Genomic DNA, 12,960 nt, shown 5'->3' with positions numbered 1-12,960 from the left:
GCGGCCTCTGGCCGCTTTTTTTATGTGCTGGATTCAGGGAGCCACAGGCTGCCAGGTTTTATCCGGGTTATAAGCAGTTAACGCCTGGGCTTTCTGCTCAGAATCATTGCCGAGATCGGCCTGGTACACCTTGTCATCCTGGTTTATCACAAAGCTCATGACGCCGGTCTGACCATAGCTGACGGGCCACGCCACCATCGCAAAGCCTTTCTCATCTGGCAGGATACGGAACCGATAGCCGTGATAGCCTGCACCGGGCTCTTTGGGGCTGAAGGCCGGCCCCAGCGGGCTGGGGGCTTCACCCGGCGAAACGGGCCAGTAGAGACCATCTTTTTTCCCTTCAGAGCTGACAATTTTCTGCGCGTATTTTTGATTCATGGCGAAATAGCTCTGCTGGGCATCCACATAGGCATGTAATGCTTCGATGGCGGCAAGCTCGTTACGCCCGATCTCGCGGGTCAGGATCTCCTCGGCGCCCTCCTTGATATCGAATTGCCATCCGGCAGCGGTTTTGACAACCGGGATGGGCAGCTGCCAGTCGTTATTTCCGACAACCAGATGCGCCGTATTACCGTCGATAACCGTGTTGTGCCGCACCTTCCAGTCGCGCAGGAAACGATCGACGGCATCAGGATCGACCCCTTCAGGCGGCAGAAAATCGCGCCAGTTCTCTCCAAGCAGATTGTTCATCGCCGTTTCATTCTGCTCACTGATGGCCTGCGCCAGCGCATCGGTCGCCTGAGCGGGCGTGCTGAAGGATTGCTGTGCCATCGCAGCGGCGGACACCATGAACAACACCATTCCACAGACAAGATTCGTTTTCATGTTGGCTCCCTTAACGATGACGGAATTCACGGTGTTCAGCACGTCCGGCAGGTGCCTGACGCGGCTGCTGATGACGGGCAGCCAGTTGTCTGCTTTGCGCTCCCCGCTGCTGCTGGGCTTGCCAGTTGGCAGAGCGGCTGTCGTTGCCGCTCAGGGCATTTGCGCGAGGCTGGCTGGTTCGCTGCGGGATATGGCGTTGCTGGGCGGGCTGCGCGATCCGTTTCTCCTGTCGCTGGGTTACGGCATGGCGATTCTCACGCTGCTGCGAGGTGGTTCGCTTTGCCGTTTGCGGTCTGGTGTCGTAGCCACGGTAGTTGTTGCGCTGGGATATCTGCTTCAGCTGTTCGCCTGAAGCCTGGCGCTGTGCATCTTTGGTTCCCGGACGCGCGGTTTGCGGGAAGGTTTTGCCTGTCGATTTCTCCATCTGGCTCAGGGCCGCCTGACGCTGGCTGTCGCGGTTAACCGGTTTTTGCTGCGTAGAACTGAGCCCCGTTACCGTGTTAGTGGAATGGAAGCGGTTATTGAGCTGGCTGGTGGGGTAGGGCACACCTTCCCGATATGCCGGGTTATGCTGCCAGGTGCGGTTGGCATCCGTCAGGCGTTGGCCACTGATTTTATTGAAGTTCTCAACGTTGATATTGATATTGTTATCACCGTTGCGGTTATAGCCGCCGTGATTCCAGTCATCGTCATGATGGTGGTCCCAGTCGTCGTCATCATCCCAGTCGATGTTGCTGAAGATGGCGTAGGTTGTCGCCACGCCCAGGCTGAAGCCTAAGCCTTTAACCAGACTGTCCGTAAACTGCTCTCCCGGAGAAGGAGGAAGATAGGTCGGCGGGTAGGCAGTGTTTGGCCAGGTACCGTAGACGGTATTGGGGTTATAGGTGGGGACGTAAACGACCTGCGGATCCGCGGATTCAATTTTGATCACCGTCGGGGCAGGCGTGGTGGAAGTCGTCGATTCGCTGGTGGCTGATTTGGCCGGAGCAGGTTTTGTCACGGTGGTGACCGTCTGCTGAGGCGTTGATTGTAAGGCGCCGGTCTTTTGTGCCAGCGCGCGCAGGCGTTGGACGGAATCCATGACATCTTTCGGTTGCGCGAGAAACGCATCCCCCAGATTTTGTACCCACGGCGGGTTTTCACCCATCAGCGACATCAGTTGAGGAAACGCGACCAGCGATTTTACGCTGGGATCCCAGGGCTGGCTGGCAACGGCCTGAATAGCGGCGTCTCCTTCCATTTTAGGGTTGTCTTTGGACCACTGCGCCGCCTGGATGAGGTTGGCCGGGTATGTCGAGGCCATTAAAATTTGTGACAGCAGGGCATCCGGATAGAGCGCGATGGGAGCAACCCACTGATCGATTTGCGCAGCCGTATAGGCTGGAGCGACGACGGGGGCGGGTTGCGCTGCTGCGGGGGTTACCGGTTGTTGTGCGACGGGAGCGGGGACGACAGGCTCTGTCGCCCGACTTTTGACAAACATGACGCCTGTGGCGGCAAACAGCCCGGCACTGCACAGAAGAACAAGCAGATGGGGTTTAAAAGGCAACTTCATAAAATGACTCCAACGAGACAAGCGCTGTGCCGTGAGGCGTTACGGTTGGCGTGAGTATTATTCACTCGCCTTTTACTGTTTTGACTTTTGTTGGGGAACTGCCGGTACGTCCGGATAAAGAGTGTGAGTATTTATTACACAATTATATGTGATAGCTGAAAAGCCGCTGGGATTTCAGAAGGCCGCTCTTGCGAGCGGCCAGCAGCGAGTTGCCGAGGTTGACAACAAACAGCACCGTGATGTCGGATATGTTCCAGCCACCGTGCAGTGCCGTAAGCAGTAAACCGAGCGCAACGATCAGCGCAGTGATTCGCATCTCCATTGCGTGCGTTCCTTTACAGGCTACGCGGGTTCATTCTTCACCGGGAAAGGCAGAACCAGGCAAATTGGGATTGCCGCGTAGGTTACGGAACTGCTCCCGGGCCCGGTGACTGGTTGCTACACCAGCGAAGCAGGCCGTGGAGAAGAGTAATCGACTCGGTAGTAATTCAGAAGGCTAAAAATGAAGTTAAAAGGGTTTTCATTCGAAACAGGAAGACGCTACGCAAAACTGACATGATGGCTTGCAAGCCAGCGGGTTGTGATGCAAAATTCATCGCGTTGGGATTGCCGCAAATCTGCCAACCCGGTGTGCTACCACCGCAAGGCAACAAATAAACCGCTTTCAGGCGGTTTTTTTGTTGCCAGAATTCCCCCCGTCTGCCCTCTACACCATGCTTAACGATTCAGCAAATTTTTTAATGTTGCTTTTTTGTAAACGGATTAACACTGTGCAGAAATCCTGCTATGCTGCCCGACGCGGTATCGGGCATTTACCCTACAAACTGCTGTCTCACAGGAGCGTGAAGAGAACGCCCGCCGCATATGACAATGAGAGCGAGGAGAACCGTCGTGCTAGAAGAATACCGTAAGCACGTAGCAGAACGTGCCGCCGAGGGAATTGTACCCAAACCGTTAGATGCAACCCAAATGGCCGCGCTCGTCGAGCTGCTGAAGAACCCGCCTAAGGGCGAAGAAGAATTCCTGTTAGATCTGCTGATCAACCGCGTACCGCCTGGCGTAGATGAAGCTGCCTACGTAAAAGCCGGATTCCTTGCTGCTATCGCCAAAGGCGAAGCCACCTCCCCACTGGTTACTCCTGAAAAAGCCATTGAACTGCTCGGCACCATGCAGGGTGGTTATAACATTCATCCGCTGATTGACGCGCTGGATAACGACACGCTGGCACCGATTGCCGCTAAAGCGCTCTCTTCAACGCTGCTGATGTTCGATAACTTCTACGATGTGGAAGAAAAAGCCAAAGCAGGCAACGTCTATGCGAAGCAGGTGATGCAGTCCTGGGCCGATGCCGAATGGTTCCTGAACCGTCCTGCGCTGGCTGAAAAAATTACCGTTACCGTATTCAAAGTTACCGGTGAAACCAACACCGATGACCTCTCTCCGGCACCGGATGCATGGTCTCGTCCGGATATCCCGCTGCACGCCCTGGCGATGCTGAAAAACGCCCGTGAAGGCATTGAGCCGGATCAGCCTGGCGTTGTCGGCCCGATCAAACAGATCGAAGCGTTGCAGAAAAAAGGCTTCCCGCTGGCTTACGTCGGTGACGTTGTCGGTACCGGTTCTTCCCGTAAATCCGCAACCAACTCCGTCCTGTGGTTTATGGGTGACGACATTCCGCATGTGCCGAACAAACGCGGCGGCGGTCTGTGCCTGGGCGGTAAGATTGCCCCAATCTTCTTCAACACCATGGAAGATGCTGGCGCACTGCCAATCGAAGTGGATGTGTCTAACCTGAACATGGGCGACGTGATTGACGTTTACCCGTACAAAGGTGAAGTCCGTAACCACGACACCAACGAGCTGCTGGCGAGCTTCGAGCTGAAAACCGACGTGCTGATCGACGAAGTGCGTGCCGGTGGCCGTATTCCGCTGATCATTGGTCGTGGCCTGACGACTAAAGCGCGTGAAGCGCTGGGTCTGCCGCACTCAGACGTGTTCCGTCATGCGAAAGACGTCGCAGAAAGCAATCGTGGCTTCTCGCTGGCGCAGAAAATGGTTGGCCGCGCGTGCGGCGTAGCCGGCGTCCGTCCGGGTGCTTACTGCGAGCCGAAGATGACCTCCGTGGGTTCTCAGGACACCACAGGCCCAATGACCCGTGACGAACTGAAAGACCTGGCGTGCCTGGGCTTCTCGTCTGACCTGGTCATGCAGTCCTTCTGTCACACGGCGGCGTATCCGAAGCCGGTTGACGTAACCACGCACCACACGCTGCCAGACTTCATCATGAACCGTGGCGGCGTCTCCCTGCGTCCGGGCGACGGTGTTATCCACTCCTGGCTGAACCGTATGCTGCTGCCGGATACCGTCGGTACCGGCGGTGACTCCCATACCCGTTTCCCGATTGGTATCTCCTTCCCGGCGGGCTCCGGTCTGGTGGCGTTTGCCGCAGCGACCGGCGTGATGCCGCTGGATATGCCGGAATCGGTACTGGTGCGCTTCAAAGGTAAAATGCAGCCGGGTATCACCCTGCGCGACCTGGTTCACGCTATCCCGTTGTATGCCATCAAACAGGGCCTGCTGACCGTTGAGAAGAAAGGTAAGAAAAACATCTTCTCTGGCCGCATTCTGGAAATTGAAGGGCTGCCGGATCTCAAAGTTGAGCAGGCATTCGAGCTGACCGATGCGTCTGCAGAGCGTTCCGCCGCGGGTTGTACCATCAAGCTGAACAAAGAGCCGATCATTGAGTATCTGAACTCTAACATTGTCCTGCTGAAGTGGATGATTGCGGAAGGCTACGGCGACCGTCGTACGCTGGAGCGTCGTATTCAGGGGATGGAGAAATGGCTGGCGGATCCGCAGCTGCTGGAAGCCGATGCTGACGCAGAATATGCGGCGGTGATCGACATCGATCTGGCAGACATTAAAGAGCCAATTCTCTGTGCACCGAACGATCCTGACGATGCGCGTCTGCTGTCTGACGTGCAGGGCGATAAGATCGACGAAGTGTTCATCGGTTCCTGTATGACCAACATCGGCCACTTCCGTGCTGCCGGTAAACTGCTGGATACTCACAAAGGCCAGCTGCCAACCCGCCTGTGGGTGGCACCGCCAACCCGTATGGATGCGGCACAGCTGACCGAAGAGGGCTATTACAGCGTGTTTGGTAAGAGCGGTGCGCGTATCGAAATTCCTGGCTGTTCCCTGTGTATGGGTAACCAGGCGCGCGTGGCAGACGGTGCGACGGTGGTCTCCACCTCTACCCGTAACTTCCCGAACCGTTTAGGTACCGGTGCTAACGTCTACCTGGCGTCTGCTGAGCTGGCGGCGGTTGCGGCGCTGATTGGCAAACTGCCAACGCCGGAAGAGTACCAGACCTTTGTGGCTCAGGTTGATAAGACAGCGGTGGATACCTATCGCTATCTGAACTTCGACCAGCTCTCTCAGTACACCGAGAAAGCTGACGGGGTGATCTTCCAGACGGCGGTATAAAAGCAAAACCGTCTCTACGAGACGGTTTTTAGTGTTTGCACCCTCTCCCGTGGGAGAGGGACGGGGTGAGGGCATCAGGCCGCAGGGTCTTGCTCTCACCTTTTTATTTTCATTCCTCCCGCCTCACACGCTTTTTTTCTTCCTCTCTGCTGCGATAATTACCGTAATGGCTTTGCAGAGGAAAATACTATGGATTACGAATTTCTGCGCGACATCACCGGGGTGGTGAAAGTGCGTATGTCGATGGGCCACGAAGCCGTTGGACACTGGTTTAACGAAGAGGTGAAAGAAAATCTCGCGCTTCTTGATGAAGTTGAACAGGCGGCGAATACGGTGAAAGGCAGTGAACGCTCCTGGCAACGCGCGGGTCATGAATACACGCTGTGGATGGATGGCGAAGAGGTGATGGTGCGAGCCAACCAGCTGGAATTCTCGGGCGACGAGATGGAAGAGGGGATGAGCTACTACGACGAAGAGAGCCTGTCGCTGTGCGGCGTGGAGGACTTTCTGCAGGTCGTGGCGGCGTACCGGGCGTTCATGAAACAGAAATAGCACACGGGAGCGTCCTTGCTCCTCGCGCGTCTTACACGGCCGGAATATTGCGGCCGTAGTAGATTTCGCGCATCTCTTTCCAGAGCAGGTCGGTAATGACCTTGCGCTCTTCTTCGCTTAAATCTTCTGGCTTTGTGTGGAACATGTAGTGCTTAAGGTCAAACTCCTTAAGCAGCATCTTGGTGTGGAAGATGTTCTCCTGGTACACGTTCACGTCCATCATGTCGTACAGCGATTTCATGTCCTCGGACATAAAGTTCTGAATGGAGTTGATCTCGCGATCGATAAAGTGCTTCATGCCGTTGATATCACGCGTGAAACCACGCACACGATAATCAATGGTAACGATATCGGATTCCAGCTGGTGGATTAAATAGTTCAGCGCATTTAACGGCGAGATCACGCCGCAGGTGGATACTTCGATATCAGCGCGGAACGTACACAGTCCGCCTTCCGGGTGGCTTTCCGGGTAGGTATGTACGCAGATATGGCTTTTATCGAGATGCGCGACAACCACTTCCGGCAGCGGGCCTGGATGCTCGGTTTTATCGATTAGTTTTGGGTCGACCGGCTCTTCGCTGACCAGAATGGTCACGCTGGCGCCCTGGGGTTCATAATCCTGGCGGGCGATGTTCAGGATATTAGCGCCGATAATGGAACAGGTTTCCGACAGGATCTCGGTCAGTCGGTTGGCATTGTAGAGTTCATCGATATAGGCGATGTAGCCATCGCGCTCTTCCGCTGTTTTGGCATAGCAGATATCGTAAATACAAAAACTCAGGCTTTTGGTCAGGTTGTTAAAGCCATGCAGTTTAAGCTTTTTCAATTAGTTCACCCCCTGGGAGGACAGTGCATCTTGCAGGTACTGCGGCAAGGCAAAGGCTGCGGTATGAACCGCGGGATTGTAGTAACGGCACTGGAGACCCGCCTGATGGAAGCGCGCCTGGATAATTTCCGTGGACAGATGGCGCAGGACATCGTCATCCGTCGCCCAGGCAAAGGTCATGATCCCGCCGTAGTAGGTCGGAATGGCAGCCTGATAGAAGCTGACATCGCCAAAATAGGTGCTCAGTTTGCGGTGGCTGTCGAGCGCTTCATCCTGCTGCAGGAAGCAGACGCCATTTTGCGCCACAAAGATACCGCCAGGGTTCAGGCAACGCTTGCAACCTTCGTAGAACGACGAGGTAAACAGCGACGCGCCGGGGCCGATAGGGTCGGTACAGTCAGAGATAATGACGTCAAACGTCTGGCTGGTCTGGTTGACGAAGTTCACGCCATCGTCAATCACCAGCTTAAAGCGCGGATCGTCGTAGCTACCCGCATTATGGTTGGGCAGGTACTGACGACAGAATGAGACCACGCCCGCATCGATCTCCACCATGGTGATGGTTTCAATGGACTGGTGGCGGGAGACTTCGCGCAGCATCGCCCCGTCACCACCACCGATAATCAGCACGTGTTTTGCGTGTCCATGGGCCAGCAGCGGGACGTGGGTCATCATCTCATGATAGATAAACTCATCTCGCTCGGTGGTTTGCACCACGCCGTCCAGCGCCATTACGCGGCCAAAAGCGGCATTCTCGAAGATGATCAGATCCTGATGATCGGTTTTCTCATGATAAAGCACGTTATCAACGGCAAAGTACTGACCAAACTGGTCATGCAGTGTTTCATGCCACAACGTGTGGTCGGCCATACGCGGACTCCTCCTTCGTTAACATCCGTTACACTCACGAAAAATGAGCGAAACATGATAGCTAACTATAACCGTGGTTGCACGGTTCCAGGCGAAACAAGAGGCGTCGGGAAGGTTATTTCACGTAGGCGAGCAGGCTAAGCGAATCGCGAGCCAGCGCTTTGCATTTTTTTGCCGTAGGGATACCGATACCGCTTAAATCGCGGTAGCTGTCTTCACCGAGCGCTTTCATGTCAAAGCTGTCGTAGTTGCTGAGATCCCATTGGTTCTGCTGGGCAAAAAAGACCAGTGCGCGACGAATTTGCCCGTTGGGTAAATTCTGGTAGCCACAATCATTTTTCAGGAATACAAAAACTGCCGTCAGATCGGCCATATCTTCCGCTTCATTTTCACTGAGCGCATAGCTGTTCGCACATATTGCCATCAGGCTGGTGAACAAAATTGTCCTGAAAAACGTCTTCATTGCTTCTACCACTGCATCACGGAAAATCAACGTTAGCATATTTGGTGCCAGTGCGACGATCTTTATTATTGCCGCGTTACTTGACCTTCCGGTAAGGGGAGGGTTTATGCTCAAAAGATCGTCTGCACGAAATAAGGAAATGAATATGCAACGTCGTGAATTTCTAAAATATTCCGTTGCGTTGGGGGTTGCCAGCGCATTACCACTGTGGAGTCGCGCGGTTCTGGCGGCCGACAGACCTGCCTTACCCATTCCTGATTTATTGACCGCCGATGCCCGTGGCCGTATCCAGCTAGTGGTTCAGTCCGGTAAAACGGCGTTTGGCAAATATAACACCACCACCTGGGGCTATAACGGCAATCTGCTTGGCCCGGCGCTGCAGCTGCGCAGAGGGAAAGCCGTCACCGTTGATATTCACAACACGCTGGCAGAAGAGACGACGCTGCACTGGCACGGACTGGAAGTGCCGGGCGAGGTCGACGGCGGCCCGCAAGGGATTATTAAAGCGGGCGGGAAGCGCACCGTGACTTTTACCCCCGAGCAGCGGGCGGCGACCTGCTGGTTCCACCCGCATCAGCACGGCAAAACAGGTCATCAGGTGGCAATGGGGCTGGCAGGCCTGGTGCTGATTGAAGATGACGAAAGCCGCCTGCTGCGTCTGCCCAAACAATGGGGTATCGATGATGTGCCGGTTATTGTGCAGGACAAAAAATTTACCGCAAACGGTCAGATTGATTATCAGCTCGATGTGATGAGCGCGGCGGTCGGCTGGTTTGGCGACACGCTGCTGACTAATGGCGCGATTTACCCCCAGCACGCCGCGCCAAAAGGCTGGTTGCGGTTACGTCTGCTCAACGGATGTAATGCGCGCTCGCTGAATTTTGCCGCCAGCGATAAACGCCCGCTGTACGTGGTGGCGAGCGACGGTGGACTGCTGCCTGAGCCGGTCAAAGTGCAGGAACTCCCTATGCTGATGGGCGAGCGCTTTGAGGTGCTGGTGGACATCAGCGACGGTAAGCCGTTTGACCTGGTGACGCTCCCGGTCAGCCAGATGGGCATGGCCGTTGCGCCATTTGATAAGCCTCATCCGGTATTACGCATTCAGCCTCTGCAGATCGCCGCATCCGGGATCCTGCCAGATACCTTAACCACGCTGCCAGCCCTCCCGTCGCTTGATGGTCTAACCCAGCGCAAACTGCAGCTTTCGATGGATCCGATGCTCGATATGATGGGCATGCAGGCGCTGATGAAGAAATATGGCGACCAGGCGATGGCGGGGATGCACCACGGGCAGATGATGGGCCATATGAATATGGACCATGGCAAAATGGGTGGAATGGGCAACATGAATCACGGCGGTCACGGGTTTGATTTCCACAACGCCAACATGATAAACGGCCAGGCGTTCGACATGAACACGCCGATGTTCGCTGCCACAAAAGGGCAGTTTGAGCGCTGGGTGATTTCAGGCGAAGGCGACATGATGCTGCATCCGTTCCATATTCACGGCACCCAGTTCCGTATTGTTTCAGAGAACGGCAAAGCGCCGGATACGCATCGCGCGGGCTGGAAAGATACAGTGAGAGTGGAAGGCGGCGTCAGCGAGGTGCTGGTGAAGTTTGACCATGCTGCGCCGAAGGAGTTTGCCTATATGGCGCACTGCCATCTGCTGGAGCATGAAGATACGGGGATGATGCTGGGTTTCACGGTTTAGGCACCCGCGGCCTGATGCCCTCACCCTGGCCCTCTCCCTGTGGGAGCGGGAACAAACATAAAAAACGGCAACCGAGGTTGCCGTTTTGCATTTATTTTGCGTCGTCCGGCAACGCATACGCGACAATATAGTCGCCCATCTTCGTGCCAAACGAACCGTGACCGCCCGCAGAGATGACAACGTACTGCTTGCCATTCACTTCATAGGTCATCGGCGTTGCCTGTCCACCGGCTGGCAGACGGCCTTGCCACAGTTTCTCACCGTTGGTCATGTTGTACGCGCGCAGGTAGTTATCTGCGGTTGCCGCGATGAACAGCACGTTACCGGCGGTGGAGATTGGGCCACCCAGCATTGGCATACCCATGTTGAACGGCACCGGAACCGGCATCGGGAACGGCATGCTGTCCTGCGGGGTACCAATACGTTTTTTCCACACGATCTGGTTGGTTTTCAGATCCAGACCGGAGATATATCCCCAGGCAGGCTGTTTACACGGCAAACCAAACGGAGACAGGAACGGATTCAGGGTGACGCCAAACGGTACGCCATACTGCGGCTGAATACCGGCTTCGGTACCGCTGCCTTTCGCGTCTTTTGGCTGCTCCATCGGGTTACCTGGACCACGTGGAATCAGTTTAGAGACAAACGGCAGCGCCATCGGGTTGGCGATCGCGACTTGACGGTTAGGGTCAACGGAGATCCCGCCCCATTCGAACATCCCCAGGTTACCCGGGAAGACCAGCGTGCCCTGCTCAGAAGGCGGGGTGAAGATGCCTTCATAGCGCAGTTGATGGAACATCACGCGGCATACCAGCTGGTCAAACATGGTGGCACCCCACATGTCTGCGCCGCTGAGGTCTTTCTTCGGACGGAAGCTCAGGTCAGAGAACGGCTGCGTTTTCGTGACGTAATCGCCTTTTGCCGCGCCCTGAGGAACCGGTTTTTCCGGTGCAGGCACAACCAGCTCGCCGTTACGACGGTCCAGGACGAAGATGTTACCGGTTTTCGCCGGAGCATAAATCACCGGTACGGTTTTGCCGTTAACGGTAATGTCCGCCAGCGTTGGCTGGGACGGCATGTCCATATCCCACAGATCGTGGTGTACGGTCTGGTAACTCCAGGCCAGTTTACCGGTGGTCGCGTTCAGCGCCAGAATGGAGCTGGCATAACGTTCCTGCTCAGGGGTACGGTTACCGCCCCAGATATCAGGCGTGGTCACGCCCATTGGCAGGTAGACCAGATCCAGCTTCGCGTCATACGCGGCCGGTGCCCAGGAGTTTGGCGAGTTGAAGGTAAAGGTGTGTTCATCAGACGGGATCGCGTTTGGATCTTTCGCGCCCGGATCGAAGGCCCACAGCAGTTTACCGGTGTTTACGTCGAAACCACGGATAACGCCAGAGGTTTCGCGGGTGGAGAAGTTATCCGTGACCGAACCAGCAATCACAATAGTCTTATCTGTGATGATGGGCGGTGAGGTGGGTTCATACAGACCCGGCGTGGTGTCCGGCATGTTGGTCTGCAGGTTCAGGATACCTTTGTTGGCGAAGGTTTCGCACAGCTTGCCCGTTTCGGCGTTAATCGCGAACAGGCGGCCATCGTTCACCGGCAGCATAATGCGGCGAGGACAGTCGGCAATGACGTCCGGGCTGGCATTGTCCGCGCGCGCTTCGTGGTAAGAGACGCCACGGCAGGTGATGTGCTGGAACGACGGGTTGGAGTTCAGCTGCGGATCGAAGTGCCATTTCTCTTTACCGGTGGCCGCGTCGAGCGCGAACAGACGCTGGTGCGCCGTACACAGATAAAGCATGTTGCCCACTTTAATCGGCGTCACTTCGTTGGTCAGCTCACCTGGATCGTTCGGCATCTTCAGATCGCCGGTACGGAATACCCAGGCTTCTTTCAGGTTTTTCACGTTGTCCGCGTTGATTTGCTTCAGCGGGGAGTAGCGCTGACCTTCCTGGTTACGCCCATACGCCGGCCAGTCACCGTCCGCGACCTGCGAGATAGCCGCAGCAGGGGTTGACTCTGCGTTCAGCGTTCCGTTGATCTCCTGCGGGTCGTTAAAGCCGGCCCAGGTCAGGATGCCGCCACTGATGAGCAGGGCAACCACCAGCGCCGCAACGGCACCGCTGGAAGGCACGATCAGGCGACGCCAGACGAATGGCAGGATCAGCCAGATACCGAAGAAGACCAGAATGTCACTGCGCGGCGTCAGTGCCCAGAAGTCGAAACCGACTTCCCAGACGCCCCAGATCATGGTGGCGAGGAGTAATGCAGCATAGAGCCACAGTGCGGATTGTTTTCTACGCCAGAGCAGGACGGTTACGCCAAGCATAACCAGACCCGCTATCGGGTAGTACCAGGAGCCGCCGATTGCGACCAGCCAGACGCCACCGATTAACAGGTACAGGCCGCAGAAGGCGGCGAATAACGCTGTTAGTGTCACCAGTAGACGCGGCTGTTTAGAGTTTGTTTCAGCCATAGAAAGTGTACTCGTCAGTTTTTGTTAATAATTTGCTAGCAACTAATTATAGGTATTAACAAGTGTGATCGGAATCACAATATTTGCTTTTTATAACTCATGCGCCAGGCTTAGCCATTTGCTGATATAATGGCTGGCTTGCGTATCGATGCTGGAATAACGTTCATCCGCATTGAGAGATTTT

Annotated in this window: 10 protein-coding genes; 3 read left to right on the top strand and 7 right to left on the bottom strand. The window is 55.5% G+C overall.

Annotated elements, in window-relative coordinates; all coding sequences use genetic code 11:
- Positions 1 to 33 precede the first annotated feature (33 nt).
- The 3 genes from ACTJJI_RS10250 to ACTJJI_RS10240 form a co-directional block, all read right to left on the bottom strand.
- Positions 34 to 825, bottom strand: a complete 792-nt coding sequence (locus ACTJJI_RS10250; protein WP_440653940.1) for a DUF2950 family protein — start codon at positions 823 to 825, stop codon at positions 34 to 36.
- Positions 826 to 835: 10 nt separating this feature from the next.
- Positions 836 to 2,380: a DUF3300 domain-containing protein gene (locus ACTJJI_RS10245; protein WP_440653938.1), complete on the bottom strand. Its 1,545-nt coding sequence runs from the start codon at positions 2,378 to 2,380 to the stop codon at positions 836 to 838.
- A 142-nt stretch (positions 2,381 to 2,522) separates the two neighbouring features.
- Complete coding sequence (locus ACTJJI_RS10240) at positions 2,523 to 2,702, bottom strand: hypothetical protein (protein WP_050859437.1); 180 nt, start codon at positions 2,700 to 2,702, stop codon at positions 2,523 to 2,525.
- Positions 2,703 to 3,271: 569 nt separating this feature from the next.
- On the opposite strand from ACTJJI_RS10240, the gene acnB reads away from it, so the two are divergent.
- Together acnB and yacL are read left to right on the top strand one after the other, a co-directional pair.
- Positions 3,272 to 5,869, top strand: coding sequence for a bifunctional aconitate hydratase 2/2-methylisocitrate dehydratase (gene acnB, locus ACTJJI_RS10235; RefSeq protein WP_014830672.1), 2,598 nt, complete (start codon positions 3,272 to 3,274; stop codon positions 5,867 to 5,869).
- Positions 5,870 to 6,058: 189 nt separating this feature from the next.
- Positions 6,059 to 6,421, top strand: coding sequence for a protein YacL (yacL, locus tag ACTJJI_RS10230; protein WP_014830673.1), 363 nt, complete (start codon positions 6,059 to 6,061; stop codon positions 6,419 to 6,421).
- A 31-nt stretch (positions 6,422 to 6,452) separates the two neighbouring features.
- Here the strand turns inward: yacL and speD are convergent, their stop codons facing one another.
- The 3 genes from speD to ACTJJI_RS10215 all read right to left on the bottom strand — a co-directional run bounded on the left by speD (position 6,453) and on the right by ACTJJI_RS10215 (position 8,580).
- Positions 6,453 to 7,247 carry an adenosylmethionine decarboxylase gene (speD, locus tag ACTJJI_RS10225; RefSeq protein ID WP_440653935.1) on the bottom strand — a complete coding sequence of 265 codons (795 nt, stop codon included), beginning with the start codon at positions 7,245 to 7,247 and terminating at the stop codon, positions 6,453 to 6,455.
- Positions 7,248 to 8,117 (bottom strand): polyamine aminopropyltransferase, encoded by an 870-nt coding sequence (gene speE, locus ACTJJI_RS10220; protein WP_440653933.1) that lies wholly within the window; start codon positions 8,115 to 8,117, stop codon positions 7,248 to 7,250. It abuts the gene before it with no gap.
- Positions 8,118 to 8,232: 115 nt separating this feature from the next.
- Positions 8,233 to 8,580, bottom strand: coding sequence for a YacC family pilotin-like protein (locus ACTJJI_RS10215; RefSeq protein WP_440654208.1), 348 nt, complete (start codon positions 8,578 to 8,580; stop codon positions 8,233 to 8,235).
- A 145-nt stretch (positions 8,581 to 8,725) separates the two neighbouring features.
- Here ACTJJI_RS10215 and cueO point away from each other — a divergent pair, with 145 nt between their 5' ends.
- Positions 8,726 to 10,294: a multicopper oxidase CueO gene (gene cueO / locus ACTJJI_RS10210; protein WP_440653931.1), complete on the top strand. Its 1,569-nt coding sequence runs from the start codon at positions 8,726 to 8,728 to the stop codon at positions 10,292 to 10,294.
- Positions 10,295 to 10,385: 91 nt separating this feature from the next.
- On the opposite strand, the gene ACTJJI_RS10205 is transcribed toward cueO, so the two are convergent.
- The gene (locus ACTJJI_RS10205) at positions 10,386 to 12,776 is read right to left on the bottom strand and encodes a glucose/quinate/shikimate family membrane-bound PQQ-dependent dehydrogenase (protein ID WP_046889312.1); all 2,391 of its coding nucleotides are present in this window, start codon (positions 12,774 to 12,776) and stop codon (positions 10,386 to 10,388) included.
- Between the last annotated feature and the right edge of the window lie 184 nt (positions 12,777 to 12,960).

It is taken from the genome of Enterobacter sp. 22466 (assembly GCF_052044775.1).
GTDB classification, from domain to species: Bacteria; Pseudomonadota; Gammaproteobacteria; order Enterobacterales; family Enterobacteriaceae; genus Enterobacter; species Enterobacter dissolvens.
This window is presented reverse-complemented; position numbering and strand designations above follow the sequence as displayed.